The sequence below is a fragment of the Micromonospora sp. NPDC048887 genome (genome assembly GCF_040649715.1).
Classification (GTDB): domain Bacteria; phylum Actinomycetota; class Actinomycetes; order Mycobacteriales; family Micromonosporaceae; genus Micromonospora.
In genome coordinates this window covers 112,105-133,345 of sequence record NZ_JBEZGA010000015.1, presented here as the reverse complement: position 1 = coordinate 133,345, position 21,241 = coordinate 112,105, and the positions used below count along the sequence as shown (strand labels likewise).

Annotated in this window: 17 protein-coding genes; 13 read left to right on the top strand and 4 right to left on the bottom strand. The window is 71.6% G+C overall.

The genetic code is table 11. From position 1 onward, the window contains the following. Nucleotides 1–39 precede the first annotated feature (39 nt). The 4 genes from AB0C17_RS22440 to AB0C17_RS22425 form a co-directional block, all read right to left on the bottom strand. Nucleotides 40–1,104, bottom strand: a complete 1,065-nt coding sequence (locus AB0C17_RS22440) for an alpha-hydroxy acid oxidase (RefSeq protein ID WP_357480310.1) — start codon at nt 1,102–1,104, stop codon at nt 40–42. Nucleotides 1,105–1,181: 77 nt separating this feature from the next. After that, nucleotides 1,182–2,294 (bottom strand): ABC transporter substrate-binding protein, encoded by a 1,113-nt coding sequence (locus AB0C17_RS22435; protein WP_357385828.1) that lies wholly within the window; start codon nt 2,292–2,294, stop codon nt 1,182–1,184. 44 nt (nt 2,295–2,338) lie between these two features. Continuing rightward, a complete protein-coding gene (locus tag AB0C17_RS22430) occupies nt 2,339–3,082 on the bottom strand; it encodes an aspartate/glutamate racemase family protein (protein WP_354874058.1) in 744 nt (247 codons plus the stop codon). A 166-nt stretch (nt 3,083–3,248) separates the two neighbouring features. Beyond that, entirely contained in the window at nt 3,249–4,004 is a 756-nt protein-coding gene (locus AB0C17_RS22425) for a hypothetical protein (protein WP_357385825.1), read from the bottom strand. A gap of 183 nt (nt 4,005–4,187) precedes the next feature. Here AB0C17_RS22425 and AB0C17_RS22420 point away from each other — a divergent pair, with 183 nt between their 5' ends. The 13 genes from AB0C17_RS22420 to AB0C17_RS22360 all read left to right on the top strand — a co-directional run bounded on the left by AB0C17_RS22420 (nt 4,188) and on the right by AB0C17_RS22360 (nt 21,202). After that, nucleotides 4,188–4,997 (top strand): hypothetical protein, encoded by an 810-nt coding sequence (locus tag AB0C17_RS22420; protein ID WP_357385823.1) that lies wholly within the window; start codon nt 4,188–4,190, stop codon nt 4,995–4,997. Next, nucleotides 4,994–5,656 (top strand): carboxymuconolactone decarboxylase family protein, encoded by a 663-nt coding sequence (locus AB0C17_RS22415; protein WP_357385821.1) that lies wholly within the window; start codon nt 4,994–4,996, stop codon nt 5,654–5,656. The genes AB0C17_RS22420 and AB0C17_RS22415 overlap by 4 nt, the downstream gene beginning before the upstream one ends. Further along, nucleotides 5,653–6,318 (top strand): SDR family NAD(P)-dependent oxidoreductase, encoded by a 666-nt coding sequence (locus tag AB0C17_RS22410; protein WP_357385819.1) that lies wholly within the window; start codon nt 5,653–5,655, stop codon nt 6,316–6,318. The genes AB0C17_RS22415 and AB0C17_RS22410 overlap by 4 nt, the downstream gene beginning before the upstream one ends. Before the next feature lie 31 nt (nt 6,319–6,349). Beyond that, entirely contained in the window at nt 6,350–7,573 is a 1,224-nt protein-coding gene (locus AB0C17_RS22405; RefSeq protein ID WP_357480307.1) for a CoA transferase, read from the top strand. Between the two features lie 49 nt (nt 7,574–7,622). Next, nucleotides 7,623–8,471, top strand: coding sequence for a cyclase family protein (locus AB0C17_RS22400; protein WP_357385815.1), 849 nt, complete (start codon nt 7,623–7,625; stop codon nt 8,469–8,471). After that, nucleotides 8,464–9,906, top strand: coding sequence for an MmgE/PrpD family protein (locus AB0C17_RS22395; RefSeq protein ID WP_357480303.1), 1,443 nt, complete (start codon nt 8,464–8,466; stop codon nt 9,904–9,906). Before AB0C17_RS22400 ends, AB0C17_RS22395 begins: the two co-directional genes overlap by 8 nt. Further along, nucleotides 9,903–11,360, top strand: a complete 1,458-nt coding sequence (locus AB0C17_RS22390) for a dihydroorotase family protein (RefSeq protein WP_357385811.1) — start codon at nt 9,903–9,905, stop codon at nt 11,358–11,360. Before AB0C17_RS22395 ends, AB0C17_RS22390 begins: the two co-directional genes overlap by 4 nt. Continuing rightward, nucleotides 11,357–12,208: a CoA ester lyase gene (locus AB0C17_RS22385; protein ID WP_357480299.1), complete on the top strand. Its 852-nt coding sequence runs from the start codon at nt 11,357–11,359 to the stop codon at nt 12,206–12,208. Before AB0C17_RS22390 ends, AB0C17_RS22385 begins: the two co-directional genes overlap by 4 nt. A 389-nt stretch (nt 12,209–12,597) precedes the next feature. After that, nucleotides 12,598–13,914 carry a cellulose binding domain-containing protein gene (locus AB0C17_RS22380; protein WP_357385807.1) on the top strand — a complete coding sequence of 439 codons (1,317 nt, stop codon included), beginning with the start codon at nt 12,598–12,600 and terminating at the stop codon, nt 13,912–13,914. A gap of 290 nt (nt 13,915–14,204) precedes the next feature. After that, nucleotides 14,205–15,725, top strand: a complete 1,521-nt coding sequence (locus AB0C17_RS22375; RefSeq protein WP_357385805.1) for an arabinofuranosidase catalytic domain-containing protein — start codon at nt 14,205–14,207, stop codon at nt 15,723–15,725. A gap of 50 nt (nt 15,726–15,775) precedes the next feature. Then, entirely contained in the window at nt 15,776–18,193 is a 2,418-nt protein-coding gene (locus AB0C17_RS22370; RefSeq protein ID WP_357480296.1) for a ricin-type beta-trefoil lectin domain protein, read from the top strand. Between the two features lie 118 nt (nt 18,194–18,311). Continuing rightward, complete coding sequence (locus AB0C17_RS22365; protein ID WP_357480319.1) at nt 18,312–20,066, top strand: family 43 glycosylhydrolase; 1,755 nt, start codon at nt 18,312–18,314, stop codon at nt 20,064–20,066. Between the two features lie 11 nt (nt 20,067–20,077). After that, nucleotides 20,078–21,202 (top strand): ricin-type beta-trefoil lectin domain protein, encoded by a 1,125-nt coding sequence (locus tag AB0C17_RS22360; protein ID WP_357471698.1) that lies wholly within the window; start codon nt 20,078–20,080, stop codon nt 21,200–21,202. Nucleotides 21,203–21,241: the final 39 nt, after the last annotated feature.

Genomic DNA, 21,241 nt, shown 5'->3' with positions numbered 1-21,241 from the left:
GTTTTGTCAGTAGACATCCGACTTCTCCCGTATCTGCTGTCAGGCCGGCTGAAGCATGGAACGGTCGACCTCGGCCAGACTCGATCGCCCGAGCAGGGCCAGCGACTTGACCATCTCCGCCGCGACCATCTCCAGGGCCCGCCGTACGCCGTCGCGACCGCCGGCACACAGCCCCATCGCCGCGAGCCGGCCCACCACCACCAGGTCGGCGCCGAGGGCGATCGCCTTCAGCACGTCGGTGCCGCGCCGGATGCCGCCGTCGACGGCGACGCTGATCCGGCCGCCCACCGCGTCCACCACCTCGGGCAGCTGCCGAAGCGTGGCCGGGGTGCAGTCGAGCTGCCGTCCGCCGTGGTTGCTGACGATCACCCCGGCCGCGCCCATGTCGGCGGAGAGCACCGCGTCCTCGCCGGTCATCACGCCCTTGATCACCACCGGCAGCGAGGTCTCGCTGAGCGCCTCGGCCAGGTAGTCGAACGTCCACACCGGCTGGCTCATGGCGCGGAACTCGCCGAACATCTCCTCGGCGTGGCCCGTCTCGCCCTGGTAGTTGCCGCGCATGACGTCCTCGTAGACGAACTGGTTGGCGAGGTTGCGGTCGCGGTAACCGGCGGTCGGGCAGTCGGCGGTGATCACCAGACCGCGGTATCCGGCCGACTCGGCACGGCGGACCAGCCGCCGGAAGTTGACCAGGCTGCCGACCGGGTGGAGCTGGAACATCAGCGCCGACTCGGGTGCCACCTCGCGGATCCTCTCCAGCGGGTGGGTGGAGACGTGCGGCGCCAGGGCCAGCGCGCCGACGTCCTGCGCCGCGCCGGCCACCGCGAGCTGGCCGTCCGGGTGGAACAGCCCGTCCGCGCCGAAGGGCGCGGTGGCCACCGGCATCTTCAGCGGCCAGCCCAGGTACGTCGTCTCCAGCGACGGCGGCTTGCTGCCGGTGAGGATCCGCGGCCGGAACGTCCACCGGTCGAACTCGTCGAGGTTGGCGGCGACGCTGCGCTCGGCGCCCGCGCCGCCCTCCAGGAAGTCCCACACGGCCTGCCGTGCCCCGTTGCGGGCCGCGGCCTTGAGATCTCCGAAGTTCTTGATGTGGGTGGAGCTCACCCCTGGTACCGAAGTCGTGGTCACGATCGTCTTCCCAACGTCGAGGAGCCGGCCCGGCCGGCGATGGGCGGGGCAGCTCAGTAGGACGTGCCGACCTTGTCGAACGCCTGCTGGGCGATGGTGGCGTTCCAGGTGTCGTCGAAGCCGATCTTCTTGGCCGCGGCCGCCTCGCTGACGCTGCCGTTGATCTCGAAGGCGGTGACCACGAACTCCTTGGCCTGCTCGTACTGCTCCGGGGTCGGGACGATGCTCTTGCCGTAGATCGGGTAGTTCGACTCGAACGCCGTCTTGAAGACCTCGGGCTTGATGTCGGTGAAGATGCCGCCGAGCAGGTCGCGGAACTCGTCCTTCTCCGCCTGGATGAAGTTGAGCGACCGCTGGATCGCCCGGCAGTACGACGCGATGGCCTCGGGGTTCTTCTCCAGGAAGTCCTTCTTGCAGGAGGCCATGATGTAGGGGAAGCCCACAAGCGGCTGGACCGGGTCCTTGGACATGTCGTAGAGGTACTTCATGCCGAGGTCGGAGATCGCCTGGTCGGAGATCGGCGACGAGATCGCCATGCCGTCGATCTGCTTGTTCTTCACCGCCGCGAGCATCGCCGAGCCGCCGCCCTGGATCGGCACGATCTGCAGGTCCTTGTTCGGGTCGAGCTTGCCCAGGTTGCTGGAGACGTAGCGGATCAGCAGGTCCGGGGTGCCGGCGACGCCGGTGGAGGCCAGCTTCATGCCGCGCATGGCCGCGCCCCGCTGCTCGGGCGTGCTCGAGTCGGACAGTCCGGCCTTCTCGAACGACTCGGCGCTGACCACGATGTTCGTGGCCAGGGTGGTCACCATGCCGCAGAAGCTGATCAGCGGCTGGCCCACCGCCGTGGACTTCATGGTGTCCATCGGCGAGCCGACGACGAACTCGGCGTCACCGGCGAGCACGATGTTCGCCACCACGCCCTGGCCGGCGACCTTGCCGCTCTGCTGCAGCCCCTCCTCGGCGAAGTAGCCCTTCTTCTCGGCGACGAGGAACGGCGCCCAGATGTAGGAGGTCGCTGTCGATCGGATGGTGGTGTACGGGCCGCCGGAGTTGCCGCCGCCGGAGGCGGCCGGGGCGCCGTCGGGACGGGAACAGGCGGCCAGCAGGCCACCGGCGCCGGCCAGGGCGCCGAGCCGGAGCAGGTTGCGACGGGACAGAGAAGACATGGTTACTCCCGGGGGAAACGAGTAAGTGAGAGGAGGTGGCGCGCTCAGTGCCGGCCGAGGGCGCCGAACGCCGCCGGCGAGTCGCCGAGTCCGGCCGCCCGGAAGGCGGCCCAGATACTGGCCTGGTTGGCCGTGACCACGGGGATGGAAAGGTCGCTCTCCAGCTCGGCGACCACGCCGAGGGTGGAGAGGTTCGTGCAACTGATGAACAGCGCCTCGGCGTCCGGGTGGGCAGCGGCACGAGCGAGTCGGTAGACGACCTCCTCGGACTGCTGCGCGATGGCCGAGACCGGTGTGCGGGCGAGCGGGAAGTGCGCGACGCGCTCACGCAGGCCCAGACCGACCAGGTTGACCACGTCGAGCCCGTGTGCGGTGAAGAACTCGCGCAGTCGCTGGTTGATGGTGTCGTCGTAGGGGGTGGCGACGGCGATCCGGGTGACGCCCAGCGCGCGGAGCGCCTGCACGCCGGCCCCCGACGTGGACAGCGCCGGGCAGCCCGCGCGCTCGGCGATCCGCCCGACCAGGTCGGTCTCGTACTCGTGGCCGCCGACGAAGCTGCCGGATGTGCAGCCGAAGACCACGACGTCGGCGTCGAGTTCGGACAACTGCTCCGCGGCGCGCAGGGCGTCGTCGGCCATGGTGACCAGACCGGCCGGGTCGAGCCGGGGGATCACCATCCGGGCCGCGTGTGCGGACGCGCCGCGGGGCAGTACCGAGTAGATCTCCGGCTCCATCGTCATGTTGACGTGCGGGACGATCAAGCCGATTCGGGCTCGCCAGCCGTGCATCGTTCGTCACCTCCTGGCGGCCCGGTGCCGGGGCGTAGGTTTAGTGGGAAAGCGGATTCGTTCGCCTCAGTGGAACGCCGGTCCGCTGTGTATGCCGGGACGCTAATGGCTGGTCCCGAGCCCCGTCAAGGGTGGAAAAGCAGCCGAAACAAAACGCCCGGCCCGCTCAGCTCCAGCGGCCGACCAGGTCGTTGACCAGGCACGACGACGAGGCCGCCGGCTGACCGAGGCGACGCAGGGCGCGATACGCCGCCGCCACCGACGAGGAGAGCACCGGTACGCCCAGCTCGCCGCCGACCGCCGCGATGGCCTCGACGGTGGGCATGCCGGTGCCGCTGAGCAGCACCACCGTCTCGGGGTCGGGCCGCAGCTCACGCAGCAGGGCGGTGACCTCGGCGGGAGTGATCGCGTAGATCCCGTTCGGCGCCGGCGCCTTCTCCACGCCGGCCACGGTGAGCCCGGCGGAGGTCCAGTACGCGACCGCCAGGTCGGTGAGCCAGTCGGGGTACGGCGAGACGACCAGCACCCGCGTGCGGCCGAGTTCGGCAAGCGTCTCCAGGATCGCCCGGGCCGCGGTCAGCCCCTGTCCGGCGCCCGCCGCGTCGATCGCCTCGTGCAGCCGCGCGTCGCCATCCGTTCCCACCAGGTAGGACGAGCCGGTACAGGCGAAGTAGGAGACGTCGGGCCGGGCCGGGAGCAGCGTGCTCGTGGTCGAGGTGAGCGCGTCGTTGTAGCCGAGCAGCCGCTCCTTCAACGTGCCCGGGACCTGCGGCAGCGGCGCGATCCGGACATCCACCGCAGCGGGCAGCAGAGCGCGCAGCTCGGTCGCCACCGTGGGGTTCTCCGGCGGCACCAGCGCCGCGACCCCGCCACCGCCGTTACCGCCCGCCGACACGTCGATCCGATTCGGCTCGTCGCCCATGACAGCCACCGCCTTCCAGTTCGCTGATCGTTTTCGAGACTTGGCCCGAACCGTTGACAGGCCGGGCAGTGGCACGACAGTATCCACCTTGTTCCGCCTGGGAAACCACCGTTCGTTTGACAGGAACAATCCTTATCTCGGATGGGCACCCAGGAACCCCGAGGCAAAGGTGTGCAGACTGACATGTGGAATCGCCCTGACGTCGACTTCATCTCGACCCAAGACCTGCCCTGGGCCCCGGTCCCGGGCGGTCAGTTCGGCTCGGGCCACGGCGGCGGCCTGCGCAAGACCTTCTCGGTCGACGAGGAGGACGGCGCCCGCACCGAGCTGCTCGCCTTCACCAACCGGCAGCAGGGCGTGCTGAGCGCCCAGGCCGACATCTTCGTGATCGCCGGCCGGGGCACCGTCAACGACGAGCCGTACGCCCCGGGCACCTACCTGCACGCCCAGGCGATGACCGAGCTCGACTGGGTGCCCGGCGTCGGTGAGACGGTGCTGTACTTCGGCCCGCACAGCACGCCGGAATTCGCCGCCGGACCGGGGTCGGGGACGCTCACCGTGATGCACGAGACCCGCGACGAGTGGGTGTCGATGGGCTGGCGCGGCGACGAGCCGCAGCCGGCCGACGTGCGGATCCGGTGGCTGCGCCGCGACGAGGCCGGCATCGTCTTCCTGGTCGGGATGCTGCCCGGATACACGGCGATCAACGAGGAGAAGCACCCGGTCTACGAGGAGTCCTTCAAGATCGCCGGGGACCTGATGCTGGGACGCCGTGGCGTGGTCAAGCCCGGTGGCTACTTCTTCCGCAGCCCGCAGACCTGGCACGGCCCGCTCTACAGCCGCACCGGCAACCTCTCCCTGATCCGCAAGAACGACTTCGGCAGCACTGACTACCGCGACCCGCTGCCGGGCCACGACCTGGGCAGTCTCATCCCCGCCTTCTACGACCGCGACGCCTCGTTGACCCCGAGCCTCGGGCCGTCGCAGCGATGAGCGAGCCCGATCAGCTCGCCGCGATCCGGGCCGAGCGCGGCTACCTGCTGTCGTACCACGAGGTGTACGCCCGCACGGAGCCCGGCTTCCTGGAGGCGTACACCCGGCTCTACCGCCGGTTCACCCTCGACGAGCGGCACCTGTCGGCCCGCGAGCGGGAGCTGATCTGGGTCGGTCTGCTCGTCGCCGACGAGGAGGCGGTGGGCACGCTGCACGTCGAGCGCGGCTACGCCGCGGGGCTCACCACCGACGAGATGGCGCAGGCGACGGCGGTGGCCGGGGCCGCGGCCGCGTGGCGGCCGATCTTCTTCGCCGCGCGGGCCTGGGCGGCCACGCTGCCGATGGACGGCTTCGCCCGGTACCACGCCCTGCTCGCCGCCGCCGCGCCGGACCTGTCCGGCCGTGAGGCCGACCTGATCGCCGTGGTGGTGCACGCGGTGCACCAGCAGGAGGAGGCGTTCCTGCACCACCTCGACCGGCTGTACGCCGCCGGGGTGCGGGAGCGGGACATCGCCGAGGCGATCAGCTACCTGCTGCTGCCGCGCGGCGCCAACGCGCTGCTCTGGGCCACCGACCAGTGGCTGGCCGCGGTGGAGTCCGGCCGCGTCACCCCCACCGGTGAGCTGGCCGGCGTCAACACCCGGACCCGCCGGTCATGACCTCGCTGGTGGTCGGCGGACGCGGGGCGATCGGCGCCGCCGTGGTCGACGCCCTGCGCCGCGACGGGGAGACGGTCCACGTGCTGGACCGGGCCGACGGCGTGGACGCCGCCGACCCGCGCCAGGTCAGCCGGTTCCTGGACGCGCTCCCCGAGGCGCCGACCCGGGTGGCGCACCTGGCCGGGTCGGTCGGGCACGGCGGGCTGCTGGACGTCTCGCCCGAGCAGTGGCGGCAGGTGCTGGACGACAGCCTGACCAGCGCCTACGTCGTGGTCCGGGCGGTGCTGCCGGCCATGCTCGCGGCCGGTGGCGGCGCGATCGTGCTGATGAGCTCGGTGAACGGCCGGCACGGCGGGAACGCGATGTCCGGGCCGGCCTACGCGGCGGCGAAGGCCGGTGTGCTGGCGCTGACCCGCAACGTCGCCAAGGAGTTCGGCGGCCGGGGCGTACGGGCCAACGCGGTGGCGCCCGGACCGGTCCGGTCGGTGATGACCGAGCGCCTGTCCGCCCGGGAGCTGTCGGACCTGGTCGGGCAGGTGCCGCTGCGCCGGCCCGCCGAGCCGGCGGAGGTCGCCGAGACGATCGCGTTCCTGCTCGGCGAACGCGCGAGCTACGTCAACGGCGCCACGGTCGACGTCAACGGCGGGATGTGGACGGGATGACCGGGACCGTACGAGTAAGGAGGTACCAGCGGTGACTGAACGGGAGAACCGGGCGGACGGGCACGGCCCGCTGCACGGCATCCGGGTGCTTGACGTCTCGACCATTCTGGCCGGGCCGCTCTGCTGCCAACTGCTCGGCGACTACGGCGCCGACGTCGTCAAGATCGAGCACCCCGTCGCCGGGGACAGCATGCGCGGCCACGGCGAGGCCAAGGACGGCGTGCCGCTGTGGTGGAAGGAGATCTCGCGCAACAAGCGGACCGTCGGGCTCAGCCTCTCCGACCCCGACGGCGCCGACCTCTTCCTCCGGCTCGCCGCCACCGCCGACGTCGTGGTGGAGAACTTCCGCCCCGGCACGCTGGAGCGATGGGGCGTCGGCCCGGACCGGTTGCACGAGGTCAACCCCGGGCTGGTGATCGTCCGGATCACCGGCTTCGGCCAGACCGGCCCCTACGCCGCCCGCCCCGGCTTCGGCACGCTGGCCGAGGCGATGAGCGGCTTCGCCCACCTGACCGGCGAGGCGGACGGCCCGCCGACGCTGCCCGCGTTCGGCCTGGCCGACAGCATCTGCGGCATCGCCGCGTCGTCGGCCGCGGTGATGGCCCTCTACGCCCGCGACGCCCGGAGTGGCCGGGGCCAGGTCGTCGACATGAGCCTGCTGGAACCCATCATGACCGCCGTCGGCCCCGGGCCGATCGCGTACGACCAGCTCGGCGTCGTCGGGCAGCGGCACGGCAACAGGTCCACGAACAACGCCCCGCGCAACACCTACCGCACCCGGGACGGGAGCTGGGTCGCCGTGTCCACCAGCGCACAGGCGATCGCCGAGCGGGTCCTGCGCCTGGTCGGTCACCCCGAGGTCATCGACGAGCCGTGGTTCCGCTCCGGCCGGGAGCGGGCCGCGCACGCCGACCTCCTCGACGCGTACGTGGGCGGATGGATCGCCGAGCGTACCCGCGACGAGGTGTTGCGGGAGTTCAGCGCGGCGGGCGCGGCCGTCGCCCCCGTCTACGACGCGCGGGACCTGGTGGAGGACGAGCACGTCCGTGCCACCGAGATGATCACCACGGTGCAGGACGACGACCTCGGACCGATGCGCATGCACAACGTGATGTGGCGGATGTCGGACACGCCCGGCGCGATCCGGTTCACCGGACGGGCCCTGGGCGCCGACACCGACGAGCTGCTCGGCACCGAGCTGGGCTGCACGCCCGAGTTCCTGGCCGAGCTGCGCGCGCGCAAGGTCGTCGCCTGACCGCCCCCGTGGTCGGTCGACCGATTCCGAAAAGAGTGAGGAACAACCCGTGACACCCCCAACCCAGGCCACAGTCGCCGATCCGCTGCTCGCGGCCGTCCGTGGCGGAGTGACCGTCTACGACCTCGGCCGCCGGCTCTCCGTCGGCATGCCGCAGTCCCCCAACCACCCCGCCTACTGGCACTCCCTGCCCCGCCGGCACGGGGACATGGTCCGGTCCGACGGCGGCTCCGCGGCGAACGACATGATCACCATGGGTACGCACGTCGGCACGCACATCGACGCGCTCGCCCACGTCTCGCACCGCGGCCTGCTCCACGGCGGGGCGGACGCGGTCGAGGCGGGCCGGGGCGGCCGGTACGTGGAACTCGGCGCGCACACGATCGCCCCGATGGTGCGCCGTGGCGTGCTGCTGGACGTGCCCCGCGCGATCGGCGCCGGCGACGGCTGCCCGGCCGGCTACGAGATCACGCCGGACGACCTCGCGGCCACGGAGGCGGCCCAGGGCACGCCCGTCGGCGCTGGCGACGTCGTCCTGGTGCGCAGCGGCTGGGGCCGGTTCTTCGAGCACGAGGACCGCACCGTCTACATGGGCCTGGAGTCCGGGGTGCCGGGCGTCGGCGAGGCCGGAGCGGTGTGGCTCGCCGACCGCGCGGTGCACGCCGTCGGGGCCGACACCATCGCCTTCGAGCGGCTGCGCCCGGGTGCGGCGCACAGCGTTCTGCCGGCGCACCGGGTGCTTCTGGTGGAACGCGGCATCTACATCATCGAGGCGATGGCGCTGGAGGAGCTGGCCGCCGCCGGAGTACACGAGTTCACCCTGGTCCTGGCGCCGCTGCCGCTGTTCGGCGCGACCGGTTCGCCGGTGCGTCCGCTGGCGGTGGTCGGGCATGGCTGAGCCCACGCTGGCCGAGCGGCTCGCCGCGTTCGCCGCGGCCACCACGCACACCGGCCTGCCCGACGACGTACGGCACAGCGTCCGCCAGCGCGTGCTCGACGTGCTGGGCCTCTGCGTCGCCGCGTACCGGCTGCCGACGAGCACCGCGGCGGCCGGGTTCGTGGCCGACCAGGGCGGCCGGCCCGAGGCGCACGCCGTCGGCCTGCCCGAGGCGGTGCCGGCCGCGCAGGCCGCCTTCGCCAACGGGGTGCTCGCCCACTCGCTCGACTACGACGACACGCACCTGCCCTCGGTGCTGCACCCCAGCGCCGGCGTGGTGCCGGCCGCGCTGGCCGCCGCCCAGGCGGCGGGGGCCAGCGGCGGTCAGTTGACGGCCGCCGTCGCGGTCGGCCTGGAGGTCGCCGTCCGTCTCGGCATGGCCGGGTACGACCGCGAGCTGGGCAACTCGGTCTTCTTCGAGCACGGGCAGCACGCCACGTCGATCTGCGGGGCGATGGGCGGAGCCGCCTCGGCGGCGCTGCTGTTCGGCCTGGGCTCCGAGGGGGTCGCCAACGCCCTCGGCGTCACCGCCTCCTTCTCCGCCGGCATCATCGAGGCCAACCGCACCGGCGGCACCGTCAAGCGACTGCACTGCGGATGGGCGGCGCACTCGGCGGTCACCGCCGCGCAACTCGTCAAGCGCGGCTTCACCGGCCCGCCGACCGTCCTGGAGGGCAGGTTCGGCTTCTTCCGCGCCTTCCTGCGCGACGAGGTCGACCTGGACCAGGTCACCGACCGGCTGGGCGAGGAGTGGTCGGTGTCGGGGATCTTCTTCAAGCCGTACCCGGCCAACCACTTCACCCACGCCGCGATCGACGCCGGGCTGCGGCTGCGCGAGCGCGGCCTGCCGCTGGACCGGATCAGCCGCATCGAACTGCGGGTACCCGCCGCGGTGATCCGCACGATCGGCCAGCCGATCGAGGTCAAGCGGGCGCCGGAGACCGGCTACCAGGCGCAGTTCTCCGGGCCGTACGCGGTCGTGGCGGGCCTGCTCGGCGGCTCCGGGCTCGGCGTCGGGCTGACCGACTACACCGACGAGCTGGCCCGCGATCCCCGCCGCCGCGCGCTGATGGCGACCGTCGACGTGCTCCCCGACGACCGCTGCGACTCGATCTTTCCCAACCAGTTCCCGGCGATCGTGACGGTCCGCACGGACGACGGCCGGGAGTGGACCGAGGAGGTGCTGGCCAACCGTGGCGGCCCGCAGCGCCCGCTCAGCGACGAGGAACTCGCGGTGAAGTTCCGGGAGAACGTCGCCGGCCGGCTCACCGACGAGGCCGCGCGCCGGGTCGAGGACCTGGTGCTGCGCCTCGACACCCTCGACTCGATCGACGAGATCCCCCGGACCCTGGCTCGCCTGGAGGCCGGCTCACCCACCTCAAGGAGTAACCCATGACGTCCTTTGACACCCTCGTGACAAACGTCCGCGTGGTGCGGCACGAGTGGACGCAGCCGCGGCAGGTGGACATCGCCATCCGCGACGGCCGCGTCGTGCGGGTCGCCGCCGGCATCGACCCGGCGCTGGCCCGGACCGTCGTCGACGGCGGCGGCAGGCTCGCCTTCCCCGGCGTGGTCGACGCGCACCAGCACTGGGGGATCTACAACCCGCTGGACCAGGACGCCGCCTCGGAGAGCCGGGCCTGCGCCCAGGGCGGGGTGACCTCAGCCATCACCTACATGCGCACCGGGCAGTACTACCTGAACCGGGGTGGCGCGTACGCCGACTTCTTCCCCGAGGTGCTCGCCGCCACCGCCGAGCGGTCGCACGTGGACTACGCGTTCCACCTCGCGCCGATGTCGAAGCAGCACATCGGCGAGATCCCCGAGCTGGTCGAGCGGCACGGGGTCACCTCGTTCAAGGTGTTCATGTTCTACGGCAGCCACGGCCTGCACGGCCGGTCGTCCGACCAGAGCAGTTTCCTGATGATCCCGGAGAACGAGCGGTACGACTACGCGCACTTCGAGTTCGTGATGCGCGGCGTGCAGGCGGCCCGGGAGCGGTTCCCCGAGCTGGCCGACGAGATCTCGCTGTCGCTGCACTGCGAGACCGCCGAGATCATGAACGCGTACACCCGGATGGTGGAGGAGGAGGGGACGCTGTCCGGGCTGGCCGCGTACCACGCCTCCCGGCCGCCGCACTCCGAGGGCCTGGCCGTGAGCATCGCGTCGTACCTGGCCCACGAGACCGGCCTGCCGACGATCAACCTGCTGCACCTGACCTCCCGCAAGGCGGTCGACGCCGCCCTGCGGATGTCGCAGGCGTTCCCGCACATCGACTTCCGCCGCGAGGTCACCGTCGGGCACCTGCTCGCCGACATCGACACCGCGAACCTGGGCGCCAAGGTGAACCCGCCGATCCGGCCGCGCGAGGACGTCGAGGCGCTCTGGGAGTACGTCCTGGACGGCAAGATCGACTGGGTGGTCAGTGACCACGCCTGCTGCCGCGACGAGGTGAAGTTCGGCGAGCCCCGGGACGACGTGTTCGTGGCGAAGTCGGGCTTCGGCGGCGCCGAGTACCTGCTGCCCGGCCTCGTCTCCGAGGGCCGCCGCCGCGGCCTGCCGTACCACCGGATCGCCGAGATGACCGCGTGGAACCCGGCCCGGCGCTTCGGGCTGCGCACCAAGGGCGACATCGCCGAGGGCTTCGACGCCGACTTCTGCCTGGTCGACGACGACCACACCTGGACGGTGCGGGCCGCCGACTCGGAGTCGGTGCAGGAGTACACCCCGTTCGAGGGCTTCGAGCTGAACGCCCGGGTCACCGACACGTTCCTGCGCGGCGAGCGGATCCTGGAGGCGGGCGCCGTGGTCGGCACGCCCCGCGGGCGTTACCTGGCCCGGCCGGCGTGACCCGTACGCCGCGCAGTTACCTGTACGCGCCCGGGAACGAGCCGAGGAAGCTCGCCAAGGCCGCGACGGCCGACGCCGACGCCGTGATCTGCGACCTGGAGGACGCGGTCCCACCGGCCGCCAAGTCGCAGGCCCGGGACAACGTGGCCGCGTTCCTGGCCGACCCGCCGCGGCGCGACGGTGAGTGGTGGGTGCGGATCAACGCCGACTCGGCCACCGCCGACGTGGCGGCGGTGGCCGGCCCGGCGCTGCGCGGCGTCGTGGTGCCCAAGGCCGAGCCGGAGTTGCTCGACGAGGTGGCCGAGGCGCTGGCTCGGGCCGAGTCGGCGTGCGGGCTGCCGCCCGGCACGCTGCGGGTGCTGCCGCTGCTGGAGACCGCGCGCGGCGTGCTCACCCTGGACCGGGTGGCCGCCGCGCCGCGGGTCCTGCGGCTGGGCCTCGGCGAGGCGGACCTCGCCGCCGAGCTGGGCCTGCGGCCGGGGCCGGACCGGGAGGAGCTGTGGCCGCTGCGCACGGCTGTGGTGCTCCACTCGGCCGCGGCCGGCCTGGTGCCGCCGGTGGGTCCGGTCGAGACGGCGGTACGCGACGCCGAGCGCCTGGACCGGAGCACCCGGATGCTGCTGCGGCAGGGCTTCCGGGCCCGCACCGCGATCCATCCCGCGCAGGCGGCGGTGATCAACGACGTGTTCACCCCGTCCGCCGAGGAGGTGGCCGACGCGCGGGACGTGGTGGCGCGTCTCGCCGCCGTCACCGGGCACGGGCACGGCGTCGCCGTCGCGGCGGACGGCCGGATGATCGACGCCGCCGTGGCCCGAGCCGCCCACGACGTCCTGGCCCGCGCGGTCTGAGGCGGGGCCGGCGAGACATCTGTTATCGCTAACAGGCTGGGCCCACGGCCCGGCCGCCGAGACCGCGGCGACCAGCGCCGGGACGGGTCCGCACGGCCCGTCCCGGCGTTAGCTGTTGAATGTGTTATCGATAACCTGCTATGTTCCGGGACGGGAGCGAAGGGCACGCTCCCCGTCACCCCCACAACCGGCAAGGCGTCCCGAGGCACCCTCCTCGCCGCCCGGCCGGTCGGTGACCAGTCCGGGCCGCTCCGCCGATGCACGCGACGCAGGCGGCCACGGACGACTTCGGCCCCGGCCCACGCGCGGCTCCGCGCCCTTCTCGCAGGCGACGTCGGCATCGACGGACGGCCCGGCCTGCACCGCCACCAAGGGCAAGGAGTCAGTCAATGGCGAAACGAACACGGCTCTTCTCATCCATCGCCGCCGCTGCGGTGCTTCTCGCGGCGGCGGCCGGCGGCGCGCTCAACGGCGGCCTCGGCGAGACGGCGCAGGCGTCGACGAACGGCACGCTCGCGGCGACAGCCGGCTGCGGCAAGGCGCCCACGCTGTCCAGCGGTACGCGCACCATCTCCAGCGGCGGCCAGAACCGCAGCTACATCCTGCGCATCCCGGACGGGTACGACCGCAACCGCCCGTACCGCCTGATCTTCGGTTTCCACTGGTTGAACGGCTCGGCGAACAACGTCGCCTCGGCCGGCTACTACGGCCTGCTGCCGTTGTCGAACAACAGCACGATCTTCGTCGCGCCGCAGGGCATCGACAACGGCTGGGCCAACACCAACGGCCGGGACCTGACTCTGTTCGACGACATCTCCCGGCAGATCGAGAACGACCTCTGCGTGGACACGTCCCAACGGTTCGCGCTCGGCTGGAGCTACGGCGGGGCGATGAGCTACGCGGTGGCCTGCGCCCGGCCGAATGTCGTCCGCGCGGTCACCGTCATCTCCGGCGCCAACCTCAGCGGCTGCAACGGCGGCACCCAGCCGGTCGCCTACTTCGGCATCCACGGCATCTACGACAGCGTGCTGAACATCTCCATGGGCCGGTCGCTGCGGGACACGTTCGTCCGCAACAACGGCTGCACCGCGCAGAGCCCGCGCGAGCCGAGCCGGGGCAGCCTCACGCACATCACCACCGCGTACTCCGGCTGCCGTGAGGGCTACCCCGTGCAGTGGGCCGCGTTCGACGGCGACCACACCCCCAGCCCGGTCGACGGGTCGTCGAGCCCGAACGACTCCCGGACCTGGACGTCGGCGGAGATCTGGCGGTTCTTCAGCCAGTTCGCGTCCACCACGCCGCCGACCACGGCGCCGCCGACGACCACGCCGCCGACCACTCCGCCGGTCACCACCGCGCCGCCCACGACTCCGCCGGTCACCACGCCGCCGCCGAGTCAGCCGGGTGCCTGCACGGCGACCTACCGGACGGTGAACACCTGGCCGGGCGGCTTCCAGGCCGAGGTCACCGTGGCCAACAACGGCGCCGCGACGCTCAACGGCTGGACCGTACGCCTGACCCTGGCCTCCGGCCAGGCGATCAGCAGCCTCTGGAGCGGCGTCAACACGGGCACCACCGGCTCGGTGTCGGTCCGCAACGCGGACTACAACGGGACCCTGGGCGCGAACGCCTCCACGACGTTCGGGTTCACGGCCACCGGGAACGGCGCCACCGCGCCCAGCGGTGTCACCTGCACCAGTCCCTGACCAGGACGGCCCGCCGACCCCGTTCGGGGCGCCGGGCCGGGGGTGGCAGACCGCCCCCGGCCCGGCGCTGGGCGGGGAGCAAACCGAGATCCCGCTTCCCGCCGAGGTGTGCTCTAATTAACACTGGTCGATGTTTGCGTTAACACTGCCACCTGACATGCCACCACCACCAGGCTGGTCAGACCCCTTGCTTCACAGGTGTTAGCGCTTGCACCGGCGGCCATCCATAGCTCGTGAGGCACCGCGCCGGCACGAACGACCGCGGAGCCCTGCGTACCCGAGGAGCCGTCATGGTGATCCCCCGTCCCCGGTCCGTCCGATCCGGACCATCCCGTCTGACCATCCCCGCGCTGATTCTCGTCCTTGTCGTCGCCGGTGCCGCCCTGGCCACTTCGAGCCGAAACGCCGTGGCCGCCCCCGGGCCCGGCTCCATCGTGGGCGCGCAGTCCGGCCGCTGCGTCGACGTCCCCAACGGCAGCACCACGAACGGCACCCAGGTGCAGCTCTACGACTGCACGGGCGGCACGCCGCAGAACTGGACGTACACGTCGGCGAAGCAGTTCATGGTGTACGGCAGCAAGTGCCTGGACGCCAACGGCCAGGGCACCAGCCCGGGCACGGCCGTGATCATCTGGGACTGCAACGGCCAGGCCAACCAGCAGTGGAACGTCACCTCGGCCGGCACCATCACCGGCCAGCAGTCCGGGCTGTGCCTGGACGCCACGAACGCGGGCACCGCCAACGGCACCAGGATCATCCTGTGGACCTGCAACGGCCAGGCCAACCAGCGGTGGAACACCTCGGCCACGCCGTCGTCACCGCCGCCCACCTCGACGCCCCCGCCCGGCGGGCGGCCGTGCGACATCTACGCCGCGGGCGGCACGCCGTGCGTGGCCGCGCACAGCACCACCCGGGCGCTGTTCTCGGCGTACGGCGGCAACCTCTACCAGGTTCGCCGCGCCTCCGACAACGCCACCCGCAACATCGGGCTGCTGGGCAACGGCGGCTACGCCGACGCCGCCGCACAGGACGCGTTCTGCGCCGGTACGAGCTGCGTGATCACCGCCGTGTTCGACCAGTCGGGACGCGGGAACGACCTGTGGTACCAGGGCTCCGCGCAGGTCCCCGGCTCCACCTCCAGCCGGCCCGCGAACGCGACGAGCGAGTCGTTGACGGTCGGGGGCGCCCGGGCGTACTCGCTCTACATCAATCCCGGGAACAGCTACTGGCGCGACGGCCACCTGACCGGCGTCCCCACCGGCGCGGCCCCCGAGGGCATGTACATGGTGACCAGCGGCACCCACGTCAACAGCGGCTGCTGTTTCGACTACGGCAACAGCGAGACCACCCGCAGCGCCGACGCGGCCGGGGCGATGGACGCGATCAACTTCAGCACCAGCTGCTGGTTCGGCGGCTGCTCCGGCAGCGGCCCCTGGGTGCAGGCCGACCTGGAGTGGGGTCTCTACCCGGGTGGCAGCCAGTCCTGGAACCCGAACCAGCGGGCCTTCACCAACCGGTTCGTCACCGCCACCCTGAAGAACAACGGCACCTCGCGGTTCGCCATCAAGGGGAGCAACGCCCAGTCCGGTGGCCTCGCCACGCTCTACGACGGGTCGCTGCCGGCCGGCTACAGCCCGATGCGCAAGCAGGGCGCCATCATCCTGGGCAGCGGCGGCGACTGCTGCAAGCCCGGCGGCGGCGCGAACCTCAGCGCCGGCACCTTCTACGAGGGCGCCATGGTGGCGGGCTATCCGTCCGACGCGACCGAGAACGCCGTCCAAGCCGACATCGTCGCCGCCGGCTACCGCTGACCGGCGGGCGAGGCAAGCGACCACACCCCGCATTCGTGAAAGGACTCGTCATGTCCGAACCGAGTCGGAGGCGCCGTCGCCCCCGACTGCTGGCGGCGCTGGCCGCCAGCGTCCTTGCCGCCGCCGGCGGCCTGACCCTCACCGCCGGACCCGCGCAGGCGGCCACCACGATCACCGTCAACGGCACCTCCGGCGGCCAGACGTTCGACGGGGTGGGCGCGGTCAGCGGCGGCGGCGGCAACAGCCGGCTGCTGATCGACTATCCGGAGCCGCAGCGCGGACAGATCCTGGACTACCTGTTCAAGCCCGGCTACGGCGCCGCGTTGCAGATCCTCAAGGTCGAGATGGGCGGCGACACCAACTCCACAAGCGGCTCGGAGCCGAGCCACGCACACGTGCGGGGCGACCTGAACTGCAACCGCGGCTACCAGTGGTGGATCATGGAGCAGGCCAAGGCCCGCAACCCCGCCATCAAGCTGGCGGCGCTGCCGTGGGGCGCTCCCGGCTGGATCGGCAACGGCAACTTCATGTCCCAGGACATGATCGACTACTTCGTGAGCTGGCTGGGCTGCGCGCGGCAGCACAACCTCACCATGGACTACATCACCGCCGCCCAGAACGAGAAGCGCACCGACGCCAACTGGACCATCAGCCTGCGCCAGGCGCTGAACGCCAACGGCTACAGCGGTGTGAAGATCATCTACGGGGACGACTACCCCGGCAGCTGGGGCCCGGCGAACGCGGTCGCCAGCAACACCACGCTACGCAACAGCATCGACGTGCTCAGCGGCCACTACCCGTGCGGCTACCTCAGCGCGCAGACCACCTGCACCGTCTCGTCCACCGCCACCAGCACCGGCAAGACGCTGTGGAACAGCGAGGGCGGATCGCAGGACTACAACGACGGCGCCAAGCCCCTCGCCCGCGGCATCAACCGGGGCTACATCGACGGCCGGATGGTCGCCTACCTCAACTGGGACCTGATCGCGGCGATCACGCCGAACCTGCCCTGGTCCACTGTCGGGCTGATCCTGGCCAACCAGCCGTGGTCCGGCTGGTACTCGGTCGGCAAGAACACCTGGGCGCTGGCGCACACCACCCAGTTCACCGCGCCCGGCTGGCGCTACCTGGACTCGTCCTCGGGCTACCTGGGCGGCAACCGCAACAACGGCAGCTACGTATCGTTGCGGTCGACCAGCAGCGGCGACTACAGCACGGTCATCGAGACCATGGACGCCACCGCGGCCCAGCAGGTCACCATGAACATCACCGGCGGGCTGTCGACCGGCCAGGTGCACATCTGGGCCACGAACCTGAACTCGACGAACCCGAACGACTTCTTCGTCCGCGGCGCGGACATCACCCCGTCGGGCGGGTCGTTCTCGCTCACCGTCCAGCCCGGTCACCTCTACACCGTCACCACCACCAGCGGGCAGGGCAAGGGCACCGCCAGCAGCCCGGCGCAGGGCTCGCTGGGCCTGCCGTACCGCGACGACTTCGACGGCTACGCCAGCGGACGGTTCCCGAAGTACCTCCAGGACATGCAGGGCGCGTTCGAGACCGTCGGCTGCGGCGGCGGGCGGGCCGGCATGTGCCTGCGCCAGATGTCCGCGCAGGCGCCGATCACCTGGAAGACGCTCGCCGACCCGGCGACCTACGGCGGGAACCTGAGCTGGGGCAACTACACGGTCTCCGCCGACGTCCTGCTCGAACAGGCCGGCTACGCCCAGATCATGGGGCGCGTCGGCAGCACCAACCTGGACCCGATCGGCCGGTACAACGCCTACTTCCTGCGGGTCACCGACTCCGGCGCGTGGTCCATCCTGCGCAACAACACCGCCGGGCAGCTCGTCACTCTGCGCAGCGGGAACGTCGCCGCGCTGGGCACCAACCGCTGGCACAGCCTCGCGCTCGGCTTCTCCGGCACCACCATCACCGCGACCATCGACGGCACGACCGTCGGCACGGCCACCGACTCCACGTTCGGCACCGGCCAGGTCGGCTTCGGCACCAGCCAGGGCGGGACCGCCCAGTTCGACAACCTGTCGGTGGTCGCCGGCCCGGGCGGCAACCCCGGGGGTACGAGCGGCGCGCTGCTCAACCCCAACTCCAGCCGCTGCCTGGACGTGCCGAACCAGTCCCAGACCAACGGCACGCAGGTGACGTTGTGGGAGTGCAACGGCGGCGCGAACCAGCAGTGGACGGCGACCTCCGGCCGCCAGCTCCAGGTGTACGGCAGCAAGTGCCTCGACGCCGAGAGCCAGGGCACCTCGTCCGGCACCCGGGTCATCATCTGGGACTGCAACGGCGGCACCAACCAGCAGTGGAACGTCAACACCGACGGCACGATCACCGGCGTCCAGTCCGGACTGTGCCTGAGCCCGAACGGCGGCGGGACCGGCAACGGCACCGCGATCGTCCTGTCCGCCTGCACGGGCGGCAGCAGCCAGAAATGGAGCCGGGCATGACGGCCCGACCTACCACACCCATCCGCCGCGGCGCGGCCAACCGGGGAGATGACCTGTGACGTCAACGCTATGGAGAACCGACCGCCGGACCAGACGATGGCTCGCGCTGGCCGTGACCATGCTCGCCCTGCTGGGGCTGGCCCCGGTCATCGCCGGAGAGCTGAGCCCGACCGCCGCCCGGGCGGACAACCCGATCGTGCAGAACATCTACACGGCCGACCCGGCACCGCTGGTCTACAACGGCCGCGTCTACCTCTACACCGGCCACGACGAGGACAACTCGACCTGGTTCACCATGAAGGAGTGGCGGGTCTACTCGTCCGACGACATGGTCAACTGGACCGACCACGGCTCACCGCTCAACCTCGCCACGTTCAGCTGGGCCAAGCAGGACGCGTGGGCCGGTCAGGCGGTCTACCGCAACGGCAAGTTCTACTGGTACGTGCCGATGGTCGTGCGGGCGACCGGCCAGATGGGCATCGGGGTGGCGGTGGCGGACAGCCCCACCGGGCCGTTCCGGGACGCCATCGGGCGCCCGCTGGTGAGCAACGGCGAGATCGACCCCACCGTGTTCATCGACGACGACGGCCAGGCATACCTGTACTGGGGCAACCCGCGCCTGTGGTACGTGAAGCTGAACTCGGACATGACCTCGTACTCGGGCAGCCCGACGCAGATCCCGCTGACCACCGCGGGCTTCGGGACGCGGACCGGAGACGCGAACCGGCCCACCCTCTACGAGGAGGGGCCCTGGGTCTACAAGCGCAACAACATCTACTACAACGTGTTCGCCGCCAAGTGCTGCTCGGAGTTCCTCGCCTACTCGACGGCGCCCGGCCCGCTGGGGCCGTGGACCTACCGCGGCACGGTCATGCCCACCCAGGGCAGCAGCTTCACCAACCACCCCGGGATCGTCGACTTCAAGGGTGGCTCCTACCTCTTCTACCACAACGGGGCCCTGCCCGGCGGCGGCGGTTTCACCAGGTCGGTGGCGGTGGAGAAGTTCTCCTACGGCGCGGACGGCTCGATCCCCACGATCAACATGACCACCACCGGCGCACCTCAGGTGGGCACGCTCAACCCGTACGTCCGGCAGGAGGCGGAGACGATCGCCTGGGGGCAGGGGATCGAGACCGAGCCGGCCAGCGGCGGGGGGATGAACGTCGGCTTCGTCGACAACGGTGACTACATCAAGGTCAAGGGCGTCGCCTTCGGCACCGGCGCGGCCTCGTTCACCGCGCGGGTGGCCTCGGCCGGCAGTGGCGGCACCATCGAGCTGCGCCTGGACGGCACCGGCGGCCCGGTGGTGGGCACCTGCCGGGTCTCCGGCACCGGCGGCTGGCAGACCTGGGCCGACACGACCTGCGCGGTCAGCGGCGCCACCGGCACCCACGACCTGTACCTGCGGTTCACCGGCGGCAGCGGCTCGCTGTTCAACATCGACCACTGGCGGTTCACCCCCGCCGGGAGCACTCCCCCGCCCACGAACCCGCCGACCACCACGCCGCCGCCGATCGATCCCCCGCCGACCACCACGCCGCCCACGACCCCGCCGCCCACCACGCCGCCGCCGTCCGGTGGCGCCTGCACCGCGACCTACCGCACCACAAACTCCTGGTCCGGCGGGTTCCAGGCCGAGGTGACGGTCACCGCCGGCGCCGCGGCGCTCAACGGCTGGTCGGTGCGGTGGAACCTCGCCGGCGGCCAGAGCATCAGCCAGGTCTGGAGCGGCACGCTGAGCACCAGCGGCTCCACTGCGACCGTCCGCAACGCGGAATACAACGGCTCGGTGCCGGCGTCCGGCTCGACCACGTTCGGCTTCGTGGCGAACGGCTCGCCCTCCACCCCGTCCCTGACCTGCACCAGCCCGTGAGAGGAACAGTCATGCGTACCCGAGCGAGAAGATGGCTCACCGCGGGCGCCGCGCTCGCCCTGCTGGCCGCCGGCGTGCTCACGCCCGCCGGCCCGGCGGGCGCCGAGTCCAACGGCGGCACCCGGGTGATGCCACTCGGTGACTCCATCACCGAGGGCACCCAGGTGCCGGGCGGCTACCGGATCGGCCTGTGGCAGCGGATGGCGGCCGGCGGCTACCGGGTCGACCTGGTCGGCTCCCAGTTCAACGGGCCGGGCAACCTCGGCGACCACGACCACGAGGGCCACCCCGGCTGGCGCATCGACCAGATCGACGCCAACATCACCGGCTGGCTGAACTCCTACCAGCCACGCACCGTGCTGCTGCACATCGGCACCAACGACATCCTGCAGAACTACAACGTCTCGACCGCGCCGAACCGGCTGTCGTCGCTGATCGACCGCATCACCAACACGGCGCCGAACGCGGACGTGTTCGTCGCGCAGATCATCCCGCTGGCGAACTCCGGCCAGGAGGCGGCGGTGCGCACGTTCAACGCCGCCATCCCGGGCATCGTGCAGTCGAAGGTGAACGCCGGCAAGCGCGTCCACCTGGTCGACCAGCACTCGGCGCTGACCACCGCCGACCTGATCGACGGCATCCACCCGACCGCCACCGGCTACGACAAGATGGCCGCCGTCTGGTACCGCGCGTTGCAGTCGGTGTCCGGCAGCATCGGCACCCCCGGCAGCGGCGGGGGCACCTACCAGAACGTGCAACTGGTCGGCGTCGGCTCGGGCCGGTGCCTGGACGTGCCGAACGGCAGCACCACGAACGGCACCGCCGTGCAGTTGTACGACTGCTGGGGCGGCACCATGCAGCGCTGGACGTACACCTCGGCCAAGCAGTTGCAGGTGCTCGGCAACAAGTGCCTGGACGCCAACGGGCGGGGCACCGCCAACGGCACCAGCGTGATCATCTGGGACTGCAACGGCCAGCCCAACCAGCAGTGGAACCTCAACGCCGACGGCACGATCAGTGGGGTCCAGTCCGGGCGCTGCCTGGACGCGGCCGGCTACGGCACCGCCAACGGGACCAGGATCAACCTCTGGGACTGCCACGGCGGCACCAACCAGCGGTGGAGCGTGCGCGCCTGACCGGCACGCGACGGGCTCCCCGGCCCACGACGCCGGGGA

Excerpts from the sequence above, each read along its gene's own strand:
- AB0C17_RS22435 (WP_357385828.1), bottom strand. The coding sequence starts at position 2,294 with ATGTCTTCTCTGTCCCGTCGCAACCTGCTCCGGCTCGGCGCCCTGGCC.
- AB0C17_RS22430 (WP_354874058.1), bottom strand. The coding sequence starts at position 3,082 with ATGCACGGCTGGCGAGCCCGAATCGGCTTGATCGTCCCGCACGTCAAC.
- AB0C17_RS22425 (WP_357385825.1), bottom strand. The coding sequence starts at position 4,004 with ATGGGCGACGAGCCGAATCGGATCGACGTGTCGGCGGGCGGTAACGGC.
- AB0C17_RS22420 (WP_357385823.1), top strand. The coding sequence starts at position 4,188 with ATGTGGAATCGCCCTGACGTCGACTTCATCTCGACCCAAGACCTGCCC.
- AB0C17_RS22415 (WP_357385821.1), top strand. The coding sequence starts at position 4,994 with ATGAGCGAGCCCGATCAGCTCGCCGCGATCCGGGCCGAGCGCGGCTAC.
- AB0C17_RS22410 (WP_357385819.1), top strand. The coding sequence starts at position 5,653 with ATGACCTCGCTGGTGGTCGGCGGACGCGGGGCGATCGGCGCCGCCGTG.
- AB0C17_RS22395 (WP_357480303.1), top strand. The coding sequence starts at position 8,464 with ATGGCTGAGCCCACGCTGGCCGAGCGGCTCGCCGCGTTCGCCGCGGCC.
- AB0C17_RS22390 (WP_357385811.1), top strand. The coding sequence starts at position 9,903 with ATGACGTCCTTTGACACCCTCGTGACAAACGTCCGCGTGGTGCGGCAC.
- AB0C17_RS22380 (WP_357385807.1), top strand. The coding sequence starts at position 12,598 with ATGGCGAAACGAACACGGCTCTTCTCATCCATCGCCGCCGCTGCGGTG.
- AB0C17_RS22375 (WP_357385805.1), top strand. The coding sequence starts at position 14,205 with ATGGTGATCCCCCGTCCCCGGTCCGTCCGATCCGGACCATCCCGTCTG.
- AB0C17_RS22370 (WP_357480296.1), top strand. The coding sequence starts at position 15,776 with ATGTCCGAACCGAGTCGGAGGCGCCGTCGCCCCCGACTGCTGGCGGCG.
- AB0C17_RS22365 (WP_357480319.1), top strand. The coding sequence starts at position 18,312 with ATGCTCGCCCTGCTGGGGCTGGCCCCGGTCATCGCCGGAGAGCTGAGC.
- AB0C17_RS22360 (WP_357471698.1), top strand. The coding sequence starts at position 20,078 with ATGCGTACCCGAGCGAGAAGATGGCTCACCGCGGGCGCCGCGCTCGCC.